The sequence below is a fragment of the Halomonas sp. DP8Y7-3 genome, from assembly GCF_019801675.1.
Classification (GTDB): Bacteria; Pseudomonadota; Gammaproteobacteria; order Pseudomonadales; family Halomonadaceae; genus Halomonas; species Halomonas litopenaei_A.
In genome coordinates, this window is the sequence record NZ_JAHVIO010000003.1 from 36,556 (window position 1) to 54,066 (window position 17,511).

The window sequence follows — 17,511 nt, forward strand, 5'->3', positions numbered from 1 at the left end:
CCCAGGAAGATAACGATGAGCGAATCGCCAGCTTCTCCCGTGGTGCCTGGCAGCCAGGCCAACCACTCGAAAATCGTACTGTGGCTGATCTCTCTGGTAGCGATCGGCCTGTCACTGTTTCAGCTCTATTCGGCTGGCATCCAGCCGCTCGGCTTGTTCTATCAGCGCAGCATCCACCTGGCGCTGGTCATGATGCTGGCGTTTTTGATGTTCCCCGTGTTTGGCCCGTCCCGAGGGCGAGGCCCGGTGGGAGCGCTCATCGACCTGGTGTTCTTCTGTGGCGCCGTGGTCACCGGCGGTTACATGGCGCTGTATCTTGACGAGATCATCAATCGCGCAGGATTCTGGAGCCAGACCGATATCTGGGTGGGCATCATCGCCACCGTGACCGTGCTGGAGGCCAGTCGGCGAGCGGTGGGGCTTGGCATGACCATCATCGGCATGATCGCCATTCTCTACGCTTTTGCCGGCCCCCGGGGCGAGTTGCCCTGGCTCGGGCAGTTCCTGCCGGGCATCCTGGAACACCGCGGCTACAATCTGGATCGCCTGGTGGGCCAGCTGTACCTGGGCCAGGAAGGCATTTTTGGTCTGCCCATGGGGGTAGCCGCCACCTACATCTTCATCTTTGTTCTGTTTGGTGCCTTTCTCGAGATCACTGGCGCAGGCAAGTTCTTCATCGATCTGGCGTATGCCGCCACCGGGCGCCAGCGCGGTGGGCCCGCCAAGGCTGCAGTGATTGCCTCTGCCGGGATGGGGTCGATCTCAGGGAGTGCGATTGCCAACGTGGTGACCACCGGCGCCTTTACCATTCCTCTGATGAAGCGCCTTGGCTACAAGCCGCATCAGGCGGGGGGCATCGAGGCGGCGGCCTCTACCGGGGGGCAGATCATGCCGCCATTGATGGGGGCTGGGGCATTTCTGATTGCGGAATACACCCGGCTGCCCTACCTCGAGGTGGTCAAGGTCAGCATTCTTCCGGCCTTCATGTACTTTGGCACGGTCTACCTTTTCGTCCACATCATCGCTCTGAAAGAGGGCATGCAAGGCATGGCCAAGGAAGAGCTGCCGCAGATGAGCGACGTGCTCAAGCATGGCTGGCACTTCCTGCTGCCGCTGGCGGTGCTGGTGTGGCTGCTGGTGATGAACATGTCGCCGATGCGGGTCGGCTATTACGCCATCGTCTGCATGCTGGTGGTGGCCGTGTTGCGCTTCGCCGTCTGGTTCTTGTTCGTTGCGCCAAAGGAGGGGCAGCCGGTCAATGCCCAGCGCCTGGGCCTGGCCTGTCGCAATGGCCTGATGAAGCTGCTTGAGGGGCTGGAGCTTGGGGCACGCAACGCGGTGGCGGTGACCATGGCCTGTGCGGTGGCCGGTATCATCGTTGGCGTGGTCGGTTTGACCGGCCTCGGCCTCAAGTTCTCGGCCATGATGCTGGCCTTCTCCAACGGCCACTTGCTGCTGGCGCTGATCATGGTGCTGCTGGCCAGTCTGGTCCTGGGCATGGGCCTGCCGGTAACGGCGAGCTATATCGTGCTGATCGTGCTGGTCGGTCCGGCACTCTCCAATGAGTTTGGCGTACCGCTGCTGATCGCTCACCTGGTGGTGTTCTGGTACTCCCAGGATTCCAACGTGACGCCACCTATTGCACTGGCAGGCTTTGCAGGTGCTGCCATTGCGGGTGCCAAGCCGATGGAGACCAGCTTCCAGTCCTGGAAGTTCGCCAAGGGCCTGTATCTGGTGCCGCTGTTCATGGTCTACAACCCCGAAATCATTATCGGTGGGCCGGTCTGGCTGTTGATCTGGAAGGGCGTGACGGGCCTGCTGGCGTTGGGTGCCTTTGCGGCGACGCTGGAGGGCTACCTGTTCACCCGGATCCCGCTGTGGCAGCGGCTGCTGCTGTTGCCGGCAATCGTGGGCGTGTTCCTGCCGTCGATGATGTTCGACGTTGCCGGGGCCGCGGTGATGGCGGCGATCATTGGTTTCAACTATTGGGAGTCGCGCAGGGTGGCAACGCCCGCCTAGTTGGTCGAGTGACAGGTTTTCCCAGCGTGACGACAGCGCCGTGCCTCAGGGCACGGCGCTGTCGTTGTGTCGTGGCACACGTTGTGTTGTGGAACCGCTAGGCCAGAACCGTACGGGTGATGGCGGGGCCCGCGTTACTGGGCTTGAGCGCTGTCGCTGCCTTCAGTAGGGGCTGTCGCATTAGGGGCTGTAGCAGCAGGGGCTGTCGCATTGCCGCCGCCGGCGGCCGCTGCCCCCTGGCTGGGTTCCTGCATGCCAGCTGCTTGCTCGGCCACCGCGTCGGCCTGCTCAGCGGCCTGCTTCTCTGCGGCGGTGGGCTCATCACCGCTCGACAGCAAGGCCTCCTGGGCTTGCTGCATGCTTTCACTCTGCGCGTTGCCATCGGCTCCCACCGGGTGGAGCACGATGGACACCGGAGGCTGGTCGGCGTCTGGGCCGACCTCGACCGGGTTGGCTTGGGTGCTGGTCCAGATCAGCTGGCCGTCGTCGCCCCGGATTTCCCCACGCAGGCTATGGGTGTGACGTTCGCTGACATCGTTGGTGTCATAGCTCAAAGAGAAATCGGTGGGCGCCTGGCGGTCGATCGAGACCGTGGTCTCGGCAATGGTCTTGGCCGGTGCGTCGGCCAGGGCCACATCGTTAAGAAGAACCTTCACGTCAGCGCCCTGTGGCAGTGTCTGCCCGGTTTCGGCAAAGCTGACGGTACCCTTGAGGGTCATCTGTGTGGCCTGCTCGGCGCTGGCCTGCTGGCTGGTCTCGGCACTGCTCTGGGAGCTGCTGGCGTTGCTCTGGCTATCGTCGCAACCGGCCAGCGCCAGGCCAGATGTTAAGGCGGCGATAAGCAGCAGGGTCGGTTTCATGGCTCTCTCCTTGGTGAGCGTGTCGTCCTAATAGACGCTGTGACATTGGCGATGACAGAAAAAAGTAGCAGACCAATGCGCAGTCAGAATGAATGTTGCTGTCGCTGGCTGACGACGTCTGTATCGGGAGAGGTATCGCTCCCTCGGCTCTGCTAGACTATGGCGCTTCCCGATTGTTCCCTAGTCGCGGCGATTTCTTTGCTGCGGCACCGTCGTTTCTTCGAGGAGTTGCCGATGTCATCCACCTCCCCAGCGCCCCGGGTCGGCGTGATCATGGGTTCCAAGTCTGACTGGCCTGTCATGGAGCACGCCGTCACCATGCTGGAGCGCTTGGGCGTGAGCTATGAAACCCAGGTCGTCTCCGCGCATCGGACGCCGGACCTGTTGTTCGACTACGCCAAGAGTGCTGCCGAGCGTGGCATCCAGGTCATCATCGCTGGTGCAGGAGGCGCGGCCCACCTGCCGGGCATGGTGGCGTCGCAGACGGCATTGCCGGTGCTGGGTGTTCCGGTTGAATCCAAGGCGTTGAAAGGGCTGGACTCGTTGCTGTCGATCGCCCAGATGCCAGGTGGCGTAGCGGTGGGTACGCTGGCGATCGGCAAGGCTGGCGCGACCAACGCGGGGCTGCTGGCGGCTCAGATCGTCGGGCTTGCCGATAGCGCGGTGCGTGATGCGGTAGAAGCCTTCCGCGCCGAGCAGACGCAGACGGTGCTGGATAACCCTGATCCCCGTCCGCCGGAAGCTCGCCAGGGCTGAGCGTGGTAGGCGCCCCAACCCTTGCACGACCGTCGTAAGAGCATAGGAGCAAGTCATGAAGATTGGTGTTCTCGGGGCCGGACAGCTTGGCCGCATGCTGGCGCTCGCCGGCTACCCGTTGGCCAACCGGTTCCGCTTTCTCGATACCACCGGGAATCCCAGTGCCGGCATCGGTGAGGTGATGATCGACACCGACCAGAAACATATTCAGAGCTTTCTCGAAGATGTCGACCTGGTCACCTATGAGTTCGAGCATCTGCCAGTCTCGCTGGTTCAGGCGATCGAGGCAGAGCGGCCGGTCTATCCGGGCAGCGAAGCGATTCGCGTGTGTCAGAACCGGGCCGAGGAAAAGGCACTGTTTGATCGCCTGGGCATTCCCACTCCCGCCTATCGGTTGGTAGACAGCGCAGAGGCGCTGGAGGCCGCCGCCAAGGAACTGGGGACTCCGGTGGTGGCCAAGTCCATCACCGAGGGCTACGACGGCAAGGGGCAGGCGGTGCTCAAGCAGCCAAGCGACGCTGCAGACGCCTGGTCGCGCATCAACCACCCGCGGCTGATCGTCGAGTCCTTTGTCGACTTTGTTCGCGAGGTATCGATCATTGCCGTGCGCGGCCGTGATGGACAGGTCGTGTTCTATCCCATGGCCGAGAACGTGCACGTCGACGGCATCCTGCGTTACTCGCTGGCGCCCATGCCCAACCTGGATGACAGTGTTCAGCATACTGCCGATGAGTACATTCGTGCGCTGCTGGACGAGCTGGACTATGTCGGCGTGCTGACGCTGGAGCTGTTTCAGTGTGCCGACGGTAGCCTGTTGGCCAACGAGATGGCGCCACGGGTCCATAACTCCGGTCATTGGACCATGGACGGTGCGGTCACCAGCCAGTTCGAGAACCATTTGCGCGCCATCCAGGGCTTGCCGCTGGGCGATACCAGCGCGCGTGCTCCCACCTGCATGGTCAACGTGATCGGTCGTGAGCCGGACCCGAGCCAGGTGCTGGCCATGCCCGATGCCCATCTGCATCGCTACGACAAGAGCGAACGAGCAGGCCGCAAGCTGGGCCACATCAATCTGGTGGCCGCCGATCATGCGACCTTGCTGGATCGTGTTCGCCAGTGCGCAGCGCTGGTACCCGATGCCCCTGAGGTGCGCTTCAGCTTCGAAGACTGAGCGCAGGTTGCGTGGCAGCAAGCACAGCGGGCCCCTTCTGGGGGCCCGCTGTCGTTTGTGCTGCTTGTACTGTTTGTACTTAGCCGCTGGCGGTCAGACGCTTGGCCGCTATCCAGGATGATGGGGCCGCTCACCCCATCAACACGGCGCTGGCCAGGCCACCGCCGACCACCAGCAGCACGAACAGGATCAATGCCAGCAGGAAGGGCTTGATGCCCAGCGCCTTGAGGCGTGATATCCGGGTATTGATGCCCAGCGCCGCCATGGCCATGGTCAGCGCGATCTGACCACCAAGCACCAGCGCAGCATGGAGTGGAGCCGGCAGGCTGATGACACTGTTGACCCCGACCATGACGATAAAGCCCAGAGCAAACCACGGAATGACCAGCTTGGCTTTCTCGACCTGACCGCCGGCCTGTCCATCCAGCGTGGCGGCGTCTGCTTCACTGGGCTGGCGTAGCCACCACTGGCCGACGATCAGCAGGAAGGGGACCAGCAGCATGACCCTGACCAGCTTGACAATGACCGCATTGGCCAGCGCGTCCGGGCCGACCGCGTCGCCCGCGGCGACGACCTGAGCGACTTCATGAATGGTGGCGCCGATATAGACGCCGAACAACCCTTCCTCCATGCCCAGCCACGGGTACAGCAGGGGATAGGTCAGCATCGCCAGAGAACCGAACAGAACCACGGTGGCCACCGCCATGGACGCAGCGGCAGGCCTGGAGCGGATGGTAGACTCGGTGGCGAGAACCGCCGCCGCCCCGCAGATGGCACTGCCTGCGCTGGTCAGCAGGGTAGTTTCTCGGTCCATGCCGAGCACCCGGGTGCCGATCTGATAGCCGCTCACCAGTACGGCAGTAATCACCAGTGCATCGAGTAACAACACCTTGGGACCGAGTCCTACCACCTGGGCAAAGGTCAACGATAGCCCGAACAGCACGATGCCACCGCGCAGCAGCCAGCGGGTGGCAAACGCCAGTCCCTTATGGGAAGACTCCAGGGTACGCCCCAACGGCAGGTTGCCCACGATGATACCCAGCAGCAGGGCGAACACCAGCGGACTGATCCCCGTGTCACTGATGCCTGGCAGGCGGCTGATCACCTGGCCGGCCAGTGTGAGTAGGGCGCATAGTACCAATCCTTGCCACATGATCCTGACCTCCTTTCATTATTGTGCTGGCATCGATACTTCTGCGAGCGGCACGGGAAGGCGTGCCTCATCTGGCTACCGACGTCAGCTTTGCTCTGATGGGGCCATTCTAGGCTTGGATATATCTTTTGATTATCGTGTAATAACGAAACCGGTTATAAGTAAAACCGATATAAGAGCAGGCGGCGTTTGCGAGGCTCCTGATCACGCAGTGAGAGGTCATCATGTCCCACCCTACCCATCAGCGATCACGCTCGCGCATCACCTTGCGCCAGCTGGAAGTCTTTGTAACCGTCGCCAGACTGGGGACTGTCAGCGCCGCTGCTCGACAGCTAAGCCTTTCTCAATCGGCCACGAGCCAGGCGCTGGCCGATCTGGAGCGGCAGCTTGGCGTGGTGGTATTCGAGCGTCCCGGGCGTAGACTCAGCCTCAACGATATGGGGCATCGTCTGTTGCCCAGAGCCGAGCAGTTGCTGGATGAGCTTGATGACCTGGTCGCCGCAGCGGTAGAGCCAGGGGATGTGCTGCACGGTAGCCTGGCGATTTCTGCCAGTGCCACCATCGGGACCTACCTGCTGCCGCCCCTGGCCGGTGAGTTCGGTGAATGGCATCCCGGTGTCGATCTGCGACTGCGCCTGCGCAATACCGGCGAGGTCATTGCCGAGGTGCAGCGTTTCGATGCGGACCTGGGATTGATCGAGGGGCGCTGCCATGAACCGGGCCTGGCCAGTGAGGTGTGGTGCGAAGATCACATGGTGGTGGTCTGCGCGCCTGGGCATCCACTGGTGGAAAAGGGCCGCATCTCGGACGTGGATCTGGCCGAGCAGCCCTGGATACTGCGTGAACTGGGCTCTGGCTCCCGGGAGGTGCTCGAGGCAGCGGTGCTTCCTCGAGTGGCCAGACTGAAGGTGCGGATGGAGCTGGGGCAGCACGAAGCCATCAAGCAGGCCGTCGCGGCCGGCTTGGGCCTTGGCTGTCTATCACGCTTGAGCGTGCGTGGGGAGCTGGAGCGGGGCGACCTGGTGGAGCTGGCCCATGACCTGCCATTGACGCGCCACTTCTCGCTGGTGTGGCATCCGGACCGCTACCGTAGCCCGGCATGGCAGGCCTTCAAGGTGTTTCTGGTGGAGCACAAGGATCGCGTCATTCACCGTCGCTGAGCCATCCCACAGCAGGATGGCACGAAGTGAGCTGAAGGTATTAAGCGCAGGCTAGCCATCACGTGGCGGTCTACAGGATCTGCGCATTGCCATTCCACAGCAGGATGGCAGCGATCACCGCGAAGTGAGCGGGATACCACGCCAGCCACATCTTTCTCGGCATGGTCACAGAGGGGGCTCGGACCAGGCGGCTGGCACCGGCAGCCAGCAGCAGGACCAGCAGCACGGTGGCTACCGTTACCGACTTCGCCATGTCAGAGGAATTCATCAGGCCGGCCACTGCCAGCAGCGGCAGGCAGCCTGCCACGGCCAGCAGCCGCGATGGGATATCGTCGTCGGCGCGATGCAACTGACCGATCGCCAGCATGAAGAAGGGAACCAGCAACAGCCCCTGGTGGCCGTACTCCACCCAGAAGCCGGCGAAGTACCATGCCAGCGCGATGCCCAGGGTCTCCAGGGCGAGACGTGGATAGCCCAGTTCGCCGCCGTCCTGGCGCCGGGTCAGTTGCTCGAGCCAGTGACCCGCCATCAGGCCAAGGGCCAGGGTAAAGCAGATGTTGAGCTGGAAGATCGCTTCACGTGGCATCAGCTGGTAGGGAAGCTGGGCGAGCAGACCGATGACCATGACTCTGCGGGCGTAGCGCAGGGGATCTCGGGTGTTGAACAGACCATGCCAGGCCACCATGCCGGCGAACAAGGGAAAGGCGATGCGACCGACACTCGAATCGATCCAGCCCATATGCCAGGCATCAGTGGCCAGGTAGCGGGCGACATGATCCAAGGTCATGGTGATCAGTGCAATCCACTGTCCCCAGCCGGTCCAGGCGGAAGACGGGCGCGCCGCGTAGCTGGCGTTGGTGGCGAGGTTCATCGGACATCCCTGTTGTTCGCAATGTCAGGATAGACTGATGGACGTCCCACAAGTTCCAATACGGCACATTTTAGCCGTTGGGAGCTGCACGGCTCAGGCATCCGAGCGGCGCGCCTCGCAGCGGCTCGTCGGGGCAGGCCTTCATGCAGTGGCACCTTTGGACGTCACCGCCGGTGAAGAGCAGGATAAGATGGGGTGCGTGACGGCAGGCGCTGCGTCACAGGGACAATAACAAGACAACCCTTCAGGAGTTGCCATGAAGAATGGCTTCGGTTTCGATCTGCGCAGTATGGAAATCTTCGTCGAGACGCTGGAACGGGGCAGCCAGAGCGCCGCCGCGGAAGCGCTGGGGTTGACCCAATCCTCGGTATCCCACTGTCTGGCGACCCTGGAAGAGAGCCTTGGACTGACGCTGTTCGAGCGTCGCTCACGTCCTTTGGAGCCGACCAGCGCTGGGCGGTTTTTCTATGACCGGGCGAGACGGCTGCTGAGTGAAGCCAGGGATACGCGCCGCGAGCTGATTTCCGGCGCCTTTGGCCAACTGCATCAAATGCGGCTGGCACTGGTCGACTCGTTGGCCACCGCCGTGGGCAAGCCCTTGATCGACCTTATCCGGCGACACACCCGGGACTATACCCTTACCACGGGGCTCTCCCACATGCATGGTCACTCACTGCTGACCCGACATGTGGACGTGATCATTTCGGATGATCGCCTCGAGAATTATGACGGCCTGGAGCGCCACAGCGTGCTGGTGGAGCCTTTCGTGCTGGTCCTTCCGGCCGACTGGTCAGGCCCTGCCGACAATTTGCGCTGGCTATCGCGTCAACTCGATCTGGTGCGCTATGTCCCGCAGTCATTGATCGGGCAGAGCATCGAGCGTCATCTGCGGCTGTCTGGCGTCGAGCTGCCGGCGCGTCTTCATCTGGACAATACCTGTGCCTTGCTCAAGGCGGTCAGCGATGGTGTCGGCTTTACCGTGACGACGCCGTTGTGCCTGTACCAGGCGGGTCTTGACCAGCTCAGGGTGCGGATCGAGCCGCTGCCCCTATCGCCGCTTAGCCGCACGCTGACGCTGGTCGCGCGACGGGATGAGCTGGGAGGGCTGCCTGGGCAGCTGGCCCGTGACGCACGGCGTTTACTGGACGCTGGCTTTCGCCGCACCCTGGCAGCCGAGCTGCCCTGGGTAGACGCACAGATCACGACGACGTCGTGACGTTCCCCGCGGGGTGAACCGTCCTGGTGCGTCGAGGTCCTCACGATGCGCCAAGCGGTGGCAATATCGAAAGCTTCGATAGTGCGGGTGTCGTTGAAGTCGATGCAACTGGCGAGGTTGGTCTGGCTGAACCAAGACTCATGAGATTCCTCTTGAGTCCGGGAGACCCCATGCCGGCAGCCATTCGTCTCTACGTTCGTTACGTCGACCGCTTCAACCGGCGCATCGGTCGTATCGTCATGTACCTGATCTTCGTGATGATAGGTGTACTGCTGTATGCCTCGCTCTCGCGCACGCTGTTTGACCGGCCGCTGCTGTGGGGCGTCGAGGTCTCGCAGTTTCTGATGGTGGCCTACTTTCTGCTGGGTGGCGCCTATTCCATGCAGCTCGATGACCACGTGCGCATGGATCTGTTCTATACCCGGCTGTCCCCTCGTGCCAAGGCCATGAGCGACGTGCTGACGATGCTGTTGCTGCTGGTGTTCCTGGGCACACTACTGGCTGGCGGCATCTCCAGTACCAGCTATGCGATCAAGTACGGCGAGACCAATTACAGCTCCTGGGCGCCGCCACTGGCACCCATCAAGACCATCATGACCGTCGGCGTGGCCTTGATGCTGGCCCAGTGTCTTTCCACCCTGTTCAAGGATGTCGCCGTGCTGCTCGGGCGACCGCTGGAGGAGAGTGAAGGGGAGAAGGATGCCAGGGAAGGGAAGGACCGCAAGAACGGGGAGGGCGACCGATGAGCTACGAAATGATCGCCCTGACCATGTTCTCTTCCATGATGCTGCTGCTGCTGACCGGACAGCGGGTGTTCGGCGTGATTGGCTTTGTCGGCGCGGCAGCCGCCTTGGTGCTGTGGGGCGACGGCGGCATGGAGATGCCCTTCAGTGCCGCCATTCAGTTGATGAACTGGTACCCGCTGTTGACCTTGCCGCTGTTCATCTTCATGGGATACATGCTGTCGGAATCGGGCATCGCCTCCGAGCTCTACGAGATGTTCCACGTGTGGATGGGGGGGCTGAGAGGGGGCCTGGCGGTGGGCACCATCGGTCTGATGGTGGTGGTCTCGGCGATGAATGGGCTGAGTGTGGCCGGTATGGCCATCGGCGCCACCATTGCCCTGCCGGAACTGCTGCGACGGGGCTACGACAAGGTCATGGTCACCGGCGTGATCCAGGCTGGCAGCTCGCTGGGCATATTGGTACCGCCCAGCGTGGTGCTGGTGCTCTACGGCATGATTGCGCGCCAGCCGGTCAGCCAGCTATGGCTGGCCGGGGCGATACCCGGCTTGATCCTGGCGGCCATGTTCGTGGCCTATATCGTCATCCGCTGTCGCTTGCAGCCGAGCCTTGGGCCGACCCTGCCGCCGGAAGAACGCAACCTCTCCACCGCTGACAAGTTGAAGCTGTTGCGCGCCGGCATCATGCCATTGGCCATCTTCTTTTTCATGACCGGCCTGTTTGTGATGGGAGTGACCAGCCTGGTGGAAAGCGCTGCGGTGGGGGCGCTGTCGGCCACCCTGGCTGCCCTGATCAAGGGACGCTTGAATCGCGCAGTCATCGAGACCACGGTGCGCCGCTCGCTGGGTATCACCTGCATGTTCATGTGGATCATTCTGGCGGCGCTGTGCTTTGGCGCGGTGTTCGATGGTCTCGGCGCGGTGCGTGCCATCGAGTCTGTATTCCTCGAGGCCTTTGGCCTGACCCCCTGGCAGATCCTGGTAATGATGCAGCTGTCCTACATCCTGCTTGGCATGTTTCTCGATGACACCGCCATGCTGGTGATCGTGGCGCCGCTTTACGTGCCGCTGGTCATCAGTCTTGGCTTCGACCCGATCTGGTATGGCGTGCTCTACACGATCACGGTGCAGATCGCCTACATGACCCCGCCCTTCGGCTACAACCTGTTCCTGATGCGGGCCATGGCACCGCCGGAGATCAGCCTGGGGGATATCTACAAGAGCGTGTGGCCGTTTGTCGCCATCATGTTGGCGGGCCTGGCGCTGATTACCGCCTTTCCCCAGCTCGCACTGTGGCTCCCCGAGCTGTTCCGGGATTACTGAGCCTGGGCTCAAGCAGCGACCGGACCTGCATTGCCAGGGTCTATCGCGCACCGGTCAGCGGCGAAGAAGGTGCGCCACAAGGCATGTTAGGCCGGATGCCGGATGCCGGAGCGAGCGAGCTATAGATAGCGCAACATCGACAACAAACAGGACACGAAAAACGGCAGGAGGCCGGGCAACACACCGACAGGTGCAATGAGTCACAGCAGTACCCGATGGCATCACCCCTGACCACAACAATCGACAGAGTAGGGAGAGATCCAATGACCAACCGTCGCGACTTCTTGAAAAAGGCCGGTGTCGCTACCGCCGCTACCGTGGGCGCAGGCACTCTGGCCGCGCCCTATGTGCATGCCCAGTCGAAGACGCCGATACGCTGGCGTCTGCAGACCTATGCAGGGCCAGCGCTGGCGGAGCATGTCATCAAGCCTTCCATTGATGCCTTCAACAAGGCCGCCAATGGTGAGATGGAAATCGAGCTGTATTTTTCCGATCAGCTGGTCCCCACCGGGGAGCTGTTCCGGGCCATGCAGAGAGGCACCATCGACGCCGTGCAGAGCGATGATGACTCGATCAATGCACCGGTGGACGTGTCGGTGTTCGGCGGCTATTTCCCGTTTGCCTCGCGTTACAGCCTGGATGTACCGACCCTGTTCAACCACTACGGTCTGAAGGAAATCTGGGAAGAGGCCTACGGCGAGATCGAGGGCGTGACCTGGCTCGGCTCGGGCAGCTGGGATCCCTGCAACTTCGTCACCCGAGAGCCCATTCGCAGCATCAAGGACCTCGAGGGCAAGCGGGTGTTTACCTTCCCCACTGCCGGGCGCTTCCTGACTCGCTTCGGGGTGGTGCCGGTGACCCTGCCCTGGGAAGACATCGAGGTCGCCATGCAGACCCGCGAGCTTGATGGCATCGCCTGGGCGGGCATTACCGAGGCTTACACCGTGGGCTGGGCGGATGTCTCCAGCTACTACCTGACCAACAACATCTCGGGCGCCTGGGCGGGGTCCTACTTTGCCAACAGCGAACGCTGGAACGAGCTCCCGGATCACCTGAAGACGCTGTTCAGGATGTGCATGGACAGCTCTCATTACTATCGTCAGCACTGGTACTGGTGGGGTGAAGCCCACTACCGCACCAAGGGTGGCAAGCTCGAACTGACCTCCATCCCGGAAGAAGAGTGGCAGACCATCGAGGATGAAGCGCTGGGGTTCTGGGATGAGATTGCGGCCCAGAGCGAGCGCAATGCCAAGGTGGTGCAGATCCTCAAGGACTATCGCCAGACCATGCAGCAGGCGGGCCCTCCTTATCGCTACAGCTGATACGAGGCAGTGCAGGCCGGCCTGCGGGCCGGCCCTTCATTCCTTCGCCCATGAGGAGGGTGATCGATGTCAGGACTCAACCCGAGGGACGTGCGCACGGCAGAGGATGCTCGGCGCGTGGTCGAAGCGCGCAACCTCAGCCACGTCAAAGTCGGCTTTCTCGACCTGGACGGGGTCATGGTCGGCAAGTACATGCAGCGTGACAAGTTCTTCGCCGCGCTGGAGGGGGGCTTTGCCTTCTGTGATGTCGTGCTGGGCTGGGACAGCAAGGACGAGCTGTACGACAACACGCGCTTTACCGGCTGGCATACCGGTTACCCCGACGCCCAGTTGAGGCTATTGCCGGAGACCTGCCGCGAGGTGCCCTTCGAGGGCGACATGCTGCTTTTCATGGCGGAATTCACCGAGCGGGCCGAGGTGATCTGTCCCCGTGGGCTGCTGCGTCGAGTGCTGGCCCGGGCCGCCGACATGGGATTCAAGGTGCATGGATCGCTCGAATATGAGTTTTTCATGTTCCAGGAGACGCCTGAGTCGGTGCGCGAGAAGGGCTTTCGTCAGCTGCGTCCCCTGACGCCCGACATGATGGGCTACTCGATGCTCAGAAGTTCGGTCCACGCCGAGCTGTATCACGAGTTGTTGGCCCTGTCGGAACGCATGGACTTCCCCATCGAGGGGCTGCACACCGAGACCGGGCCGGGAGTGCTGGAGGCGGCCATTGGCGTCGACGAAGCGCTGGCTGCCGGTGACAAGGCGGCGTTGTTCAAGACCTTCACCAAGGTCTGGGCTCAGCGGCGTGGCCTGATGGCCACCTTCATGGCCAAGTGGTCGCCGGACTATCCCGGGCAGAGTGGGCATATCCACCTGTCGATGACCCACCTGAATGACGGCCAGTCGGCCTTCTATGACGGTGAGGCCGAGTACGGCATGAGTGCCATCCAGCGTCATTTCGTCGCCGGACAGCAGCGCCTGATGCCGGAGTTTCTGGCCATGTTCGCGCCTACCGTCAATAGCTACACCCGCCTGATACCTGGTTTCTGGGCGCCGACAGACGCCACCTGGGGGGTGGAAAACCGCACGACGGCGCTGAGGGTCATTCCCGGCAGCGCCAAGTCTCAGCGCGTCGAATATCGCCTGGGTAGCGCTGATGCCAATCCCTATCTGGCGCTTGCCGCGGCAGTCGGCGCCGGCCTCTATGGGATCGAGCAGCAGCTTGAACCCGACACGGCGGTCACTGGTAACGCCTACACACTGGATCACCCGGAGCATCAGGCGCTGCCTCGAACACTGTGGGACGCAGCGCAGCGGCTAAAGGGATCAGCCCCGGCGCGGGCGCTGTTCGGTGACGACTTCGTCGAGCACTTCGCGGCCACCCGAGAATGGGAAGAGCGCGAGTTCCGACGTCATATCACCGATTGGGAGCTGGATCGCTATTTCGAAATCATTTGACGCGGATGCCCGGCATCCCGCCCATCGACTGACGAGAGAACCGCATGGCCATTCAACAGACCCTATCGCCGGTGGACGGCTCGGTGTACGTAGAACGAGAGCAGGCCGATGCCGAGCATATCGAGCGTACCCTTGCCCTGGCGACCGATGCCCAGAAGCGCTGGCGTGACGTCAGTGTGGAACAACGCTGCCGTCTGGCCAGCGCCATGGTGGATGCCTTTATCTCCCGGCGCGATCAACACGTGGAAGAGCTTTGCTGGCAGATGGGGCGGCCCATCGCTCAATCGGGAGGCGAAATCGGCGGTTTCGAGGAACGTGCCAGGGCCATGATCGAGATGGCGCCTGGGGCGCTGTCTCCCCTCAGGCTAGGCGACAAGCCGGGGTTTACTCGCTACATCCGCCGCGAACCTCTCGGCGTGTCACTGATCGTGGCGCCCTGGAACTTTCCCTACATGACGGCCGTGAATGCGGTGATCCCGGCGCTGCTTGCCGGAAACGCGGTGATCCTCAAGCACTCGGCCCAGACCCCGCTGTGCGCAGAGCGCATGGTGGAGGCCGCCCGGGAGGCGGGTATCGAGGAGGGCGTCTTTCAGTTCCTGCACATGAGTCACGCCGACGCCGAGCAGGTGATGGGAGATCCACGCATTGCCCACGTCTCGTTTACCGGGTCGGTCGCGGGTGGGCGCACCGTGGAGCAGGCAACGGCGGGGCGTTTCATTGCGACAGCGCTGGAACTGGGAGGCAAGGATGCGGCTTACGTGCGTGGCGATGTCGACCTGGACAGCGCAGTGGATGGTGTCATGGATGGCGCCTTCTTCAACTCAGGCCAGAGCTGCTGTGGCATTGAACGCATCTATGTCGAGCGGGCCATCTTCGATGATTTCGTCGCGCGCGCCGTGGCCTGGCTGAAGCAGCTCAAGCTCGGTAATCCCACCGACCCCGCCACGACCCTGGGGCCCGTGGTCAAACCTGCTGCCGCGGATTTTGTACGTGGCCAGGTAGAAGCGGCGGTCGCTGCCGGCGCACGTGCCTGGATCGATCCTGGCGACTACCCGCTGTCTCGGCCAGGTAGTGCCTATCTGGCGCCGCAGCTGCTGACGGACGTCGATCACTCCATGGCGGTGATGCAGGAGGAGAGCTTTGGCCCGGTGGTCGCCGTCATGCCCGTCGATAGCGACGACGAGGCCATTGCACTGATGAATGACTCCGCCTTTGGCCTGACCGGCGCGATCTTTACCCGCGACCTGGAGGCCGGTGAGGCACTGGCGGCCCGCCTTGACGTCGGTACGGCCTTCGTCAACCGCTGCGACTATCTGGATCCCGAGCTCGCCTGGACGGGGGTCAAGCTATCAGGACGTGGTTGCTCGCTATCGCGCCTGGGCTTTGACAGCCTGACCCGGCCCAAATCCTTCCATCTCAAGCATCCCTGAGGTCACCATGAGCGATATCAGCCGCTTTACCACCAGCTGGAATTATCCGTCTTCGATCCTGACCGGCGCGGGGCGTATTCGAGACCTGCCGCAACAGTGCCATGAGCTTGGCATGCATGCGCCGCTGCTGGTGACCGACCCTGGCCTGGCGGCGCTGCCGATGGTGGCGGATGCCCTTGAACACTGTCGATCGGAAGGACTCCGGGTCGGGCTGTTCAGCGAGATCAAGGGCAATCCGACCGGCGCCAATGTCATCGCTGGCGTGGATGCCTTTCGCGAGGGGGAGCATGACGGCGTGATCGCCTTCGGCGGCGGTTCCGGGCTTGATGCCGCCAAGGCGGTGGCCCTGATGGCCAATCAACGTGACGGCCTGTCGCTGTGGTCGCTGGAGGACATCGGCGACAACTGGAAGAATGCCGATGCCAAGGCCATCGTGCCGGTGGTAGCGGTACCTACCACCGCGGGCACCGGCTCCGAAGTGGGACGTGCCTCCGTGATTACCGACGAGGCAGAGCACGTCAAACGCATCATTTTCCACCCTGGCATGGTACCGGCGCGGGTGATTCTTGATCCGACCCTGACCGTCGGACTGCCTCCTGCGGTGACCGCAGCGACCGGTATGGATGCCCTGTCCCACTGCCTGGAAGCATGGTGCGCGCCAGGCTACCACCCCATGGCGGAAGGCATCGCGGTGGAAGGCATGCGGCGGGTACGAGACTTCTTGCCGAGGGCCTATGCCCATGGCGATGACCTGGAGGCCCGCCTTAACATGCTGGTGGCCTCCAGCATGGGGGCGACGGCCTTTCAACGAGGGCTGGGGGCAATGCACGCCCTGGCGCATCCTCTGGGAGCCCTCTATGACGCCCATCACGGCACCCTTAATGCCATCCTGATGCCCTATGTGCTCAAGGCCAACGAGCGCGCCATCGGCGAGCCCATGGTCCGCCTGTGTCGCTATCTGGATCTGCGCCAGCCCAGCACCGCCAGCGCCATCGATTGGGTGCTGGAACTGCGCGAACGACTGGCGATTCCTCATGATCTGGCGGCTATCGGTATCGACGATTCACAGGCCGACAAGGTCGCCGAAATGGCGGTGGTGGACCCGTCTGCGGGATCCAACCCCATCGCCTTCACGGCCGAAGACTATCGTCGAGTCTTTCTGGCGGCCCTTGAGGGCAGACTCTAGCGGCCGGCCTCGCCCGATGACACAGCCCTGGCGGCTCTCTGGCAAGGTGGCCGGCCAGCGTCAAGGGAGTACTGGTGATGGAGAACATCATGCGAATCGGTCTACTGCAGTGCGATGACGTGGCACCTGAACTGATTGCCGCCCATGGCAACTATCCCGCCATGTTCGAGGCGTTGCTGGCGCCGGCGGCATACGATCTTGGCGTGACGCTAGAGTGGCAGGTCTATCGCTGCCTGGATGGCGAGATTCCAACGGATATCGAAGCGGTGGACGCCTGGCTGACCACCGGTTCCAAGTTTGGGGTCAACGACGGCCATGACTGGATCGATCGTCTTGAGGGATTCGTACGCGATCTCTATCGCGCCGAGAAGCCGCTGGTGGGCATCTGCTTTGGCCACCAGTTGATCGTCAAGGCGCTAGGCGGCGAGGTCATCAAGAGCCCCAAGGGGTGGGGGGTTGGCCTGTCCAACAATCGGGTAGTCGAACGCGAACCCTGGATGACGCCATGGCAGGAAGCGCTTGACCTGCTGGTCAGTCACCAGGACCAGGTGGAGGTGCTGCCCGAGGGCGCCTGTACGCTTGGGGGGAGTGGCTTCTGTCCCCACTACCTGATCCGAGTGGGCCGCTGCTTCCTCGGGGTTCAGGGGCACCCGGAATTTCGCCCGGACTACTCCCGTGACTTGATGAACCTGCGCCAGGGCCTGGTGGGAGACGCCCGGGTGCGCCAGGGACAGGCCTCGCTGGCTGGACGCATCGACGACGCCGTGATGGCCGAGTGGATACTGCGCTTTATGCGCGAGGCGATCGCGGTCAGGTAGTGTGGTGACGATGACTGGAGCAAGCAGTATACGGTTGT

15 protein-coding genes are annotated in these 17,511 nt (G+C 62.6%); 12 read left to right on the forward strand and 3 right to left on the reverse strand.

What is annotated here, in order from left to right:
* The first annotated feature begins 15 nt into the window (after nucleotides 1-15).
* The gene (locus KUV86_RS02545; protein WP_222483476.1) at nucleotides 16-2,019 is read left to right on the forward strand and encodes a TRAP transporter permease; all 2,004 of its coding nucleotides are present in this window, start codon (nucleotides 16-18) and stop codon (nucleotides 2,017-2,019) included.
* 134 nt (nucleotides 2,020-2,153) lie between these two features.
* On the opposite strand, the gene KUV86_RS02550 is transcribed toward KUV86_RS02545, so the two are convergent.
* Nucleotides 2,154-2,879, reverse strand: coding sequence for a YbaY family lipoprotein (locus tag KUV86_RS02550; RefSeq protein WP_222483477.1), 726 nt, complete (start codon nucleotides 2,877-2,879; stop codon nucleotides 2,154-2,156).
* 234 nt (nucleotides 2,880-3,113) lie between these two features.
* On the opposite strand from KUV86_RS02550, the gene purE reads away from it, so the two are divergent.
* Both purE and KUV86_RS02560 read left to right on the forward strand, forming a co-directional pair.
* A complete protein-coding gene (purE, locus tag KUV86_RS02555; RefSeq protein ID WP_206939969.1) occupies nucleotides 3,114-3,635 on the forward strand; it encodes a 5-(carboxyamino)imidazole ribonucleotide mutase in 522 nt (173 codons plus the stop codon).
* Between the two features lie 55 nt (nucleotides 3,636-3,690).
* On the forward strand, nucleotides 3,691-4,806 hold the full coding sequence (locus KUV86_RS02560) for a 5-(carboxyamino)imidazole ribonucleotide synthase (protein WP_206939967.1): 1,116 nt from the start codon (nucleotides 3,691-3,693) through the stop codon (nucleotides 4,804-4,806).
* A 130-nt stretch (nucleotides 4,807-4,936) separates the two neighbouring features.
* Here the strand turns inward: KUV86_RS02560 and KUV86_RS02565 are convergent, their stop codons facing one another.
* The gene (locus tag KUV86_RS02565; RefSeq protein ID WP_206939965.1) at nucleotides 4,937-5,959 is read right to left on the reverse strand and encodes a YeiH family protein; all 1,023 of its coding nucleotides are present in this window, start codon (nucleotides 5,957-5,959) and stop codon (nucleotides 4,937-4,939) included.
* A 224-nt stretch (nucleotides 5,960-6,183) separates the two neighbouring features.
* On the opposite strand from KUV86_RS02565, the gene KUV86_RS02570 reads away from it, so the two are divergent.
* A complete protein-coding gene (locus KUV86_RS02570) occupies nucleotides 6,184-7,119 on the forward strand; it encodes a LysR substrate-binding domain-containing protein (protein WP_206939963.1) in 936 nt (311 codons plus the stop codon).
* Between the two features lie 70 nt (nucleotides 7,120-7,189).
* Here KUV86_RS02570 and KUV86_RS02575 read toward each other — a convergent pair whose 3' ends face one another.
* Complete coding sequence (locus KUV86_RS02575; RefSeq protein WP_222483478.1) at nucleotides 7,190-7,990, reverse strand: TraX family protein; 801 nt, start codon at nucleotides 7,988-7,990, stop codon at nucleotides 7,190-7,192.
* Nucleotides 7,991-8,246: 256 nt separating this feature from the next.
* Between KUV86_RS02575 and KUV86_RS02580 the strand changes: the two genes are divergently transcribed.
* From KUV86_RS02580 to KUV86_RS02615, 8 genes are all read left to right on the forward strand, one after another.
* Nucleotides 8,247-9,206, forward strand: coding sequence for a LysR family transcriptional regulator (locus KUV86_RS02580; RefSeq protein ID WP_222161688.1), 960 nt, complete (start codon nucleotides 8,247-8,249; stop codon nucleotides 9,204-9,206).
* 170 nt (nucleotides 9,207-9,376) lie between these two features.
* Nucleotides 9,377-9,952, forward strand: coding sequence for a TRAP transporter small permease subunit (locus KUV86_RS02585; protein WP_222483479.1), 576 nt, complete (start codon nucleotides 9,377-9,379; stop codon nucleotides 9,950-9,952).
* On the forward strand, nucleotides 9,949-11,271 hold the full coding sequence (locus KUV86_RS02590; protein WP_206939955.1) for a TRAP transporter large permease subunit: 1,323 nt from the start codon (nucleotides 9,949-9,951) through the stop codon (nucleotides 11,269-11,271). Before KUV86_RS02585 ends, KUV86_RS02590 begins: the two co-directional genes overlap by 4 nt.
* A 263-nt stretch (nucleotides 11,272-11,534) precedes the next feature.
* Nucleotides 11,535-12,593, forward strand: coding sequence for a twin-arginine translocation signal domain-containing protein (locus tag KUV86_RS02595; RefSeq protein ID WP_206939953.1), 1,059 nt, complete (start codon nucleotides 11,535-11,537; stop codon nucleotides 12,591-12,593).
* A 66-nt stretch (nucleotides 12,594-12,659) separates the two neighbouring features.
* Nucleotides 12,660-14,039 carry a glutamine synthetase family protein gene (locus tag KUV86_RS02600; protein WP_222483480.1) on the forward strand — a complete coding sequence of 460 codons (1,380 nt, stop codon included), beginning with the start codon at nucleotides 12,660-12,662 and terminating at the stop codon, nucleotides 14,037-14,039.
* A 44-nt stretch (nucleotides 14,040-14,083) separates the two neighbouring features.
* Nucleotides 14,084-15,469 (forward strand): aldehyde dehydrogenase family protein, encoded by a 1,386-nt coding sequence (locus KUV86_RS02605; RefSeq protein WP_206939949.1) that lies wholly within the window; start codon nucleotides 14,084-14,086, stop codon nucleotides 15,467-15,469.
* Nucleotides 15,470-15,476: 7 nt separating this feature from the next.
* Nucleotides 15,477-16,655, forward strand: coding sequence for an iron-containing alcohol dehydrogenase (locus KUV86_RS02610; RefSeq protein WP_206939947.1), 1,179 nt, complete (start codon nucleotides 15,477-15,479; stop codon nucleotides 16,653-16,655).
* Nucleotides 16,656-16,744: 89 nt separating this feature from the next.
* Nucleotides 16,745-17,473, forward strand: a complete 729-nt coding sequence (locus tag KUV86_RS02615; protein ID WP_222483481.1) for a glutamine amidotransferase-related protein — start codon at nucleotides 16,745-16,747, stop codon at nucleotides 17,471-17,473.
* Nucleotides 17,474-17,511: the final 38 nt, after the last annotated feature.

Excerpts from the sequence above, each read along its gene's own strand:
- KUV86_RS02545 (WP_222483476.1), top strand. The coding sequence starts at position 16 with ATGAGCGAATCGCCAGCTTCTCCCGTGGTGCCTGGCAGCCAGGCCAAC.
- KUV86_RS02550 (WP_222483477.1), bottom strand. The coding sequence starts at position 2,879 with ATGAAACCGACCCTGCTGCTTATCGCCGCCTTAACATCTGGCCTGGCG.
- purE (WP_206939969.1), top strand. The coding sequence starts at position 3,114 with ATGTCATCCACCTCCCCAGCGCCCCGGGTCGGCGTGATCATGGGTTCC.
- KUV86_RS02560 (WP_206939967.1), top strand. The coding sequence starts at position 3,691 with ATGAAGATTGGTGTTCTCGGGGCCGGACAGCTTGGCCGCATGCTGGCG.
- KUV86_RS02565 (WP_206939965.1), bottom strand. The coding sequence starts at position 5,959 with ATGTGGCAAGGATTGGTACTATGCGCCCTACTCACACTGGCCGGCCAG.
- KUV86_RS02570 (WP_206939963.1), top strand. The coding sequence starts at position 6,184 with ATGTCCCACCCTACCCATCAGCGATCACGCTCGCGCATCACCTTGCGC.
- KUV86_RS02575 (WP_222483478.1), bottom strand. The coding sequence starts at position 7,990 with ATGAACCTCGCCACCAACGCCAGCTACGCGGCGCGCCCGTCTTCCGCC.
- KUV86_RS02580 (WP_222161688.1), top strand. The coding sequence starts at position 8,247 with ATGAAGAATGGCTTCGGTTTCGATCTGCGCAGTATGGAAATCTTCGTC.
- KUV86_RS02585 (WP_222483479.1), top strand. The coding sequence starts at position 9,377 with ATGCCGGCAGCCATTCGTCTCTACGTTCGTTACGTCGACCGCTTCAAC.
- KUV86_RS02590 (WP_206939955.1), top strand. The coding sequence starts at position 9,949 with ATGAGCTACGAAATGATCGCCCTGACCATGTTCTCTTCCATGATGCTG.
- KUV86_RS02595 (WP_206939953.1), top strand. The coding sequence starts at position 11,535 with ATGACCAACCGTCGCGACTTCTTGAAAAAGGCCGGTGTCGCTACCGCC.
- KUV86_RS02600 (WP_222483480.1), top strand. The coding sequence starts at position 12,660 with ATGTCAGGACTCAACCCGAGGGACGTGCGCACGGCAGAGGATGCTCGG.
- KUV86_RS02605 (WP_206939949.1), top strand. The coding sequence starts at position 14,084 with ATGGCCATTCAACAGACCCTATCGCCGGTGGACGGCTCGGTGTACGTA.
- KUV86_RS02610 (WP_206939947.1), top strand. The coding sequence starts at position 15,477 with ATGAGCGATATCAGCCGCTTTACCACCAGCTGGAATTATCCGTCTTCG.
- KUV86_RS02615 (WP_222483481.1), top strand. The coding sequence starts at position 16,745 with ATGCGAATCGGTCTACTGCAGTGCGATGACGTGGCACCTGAACTGATT.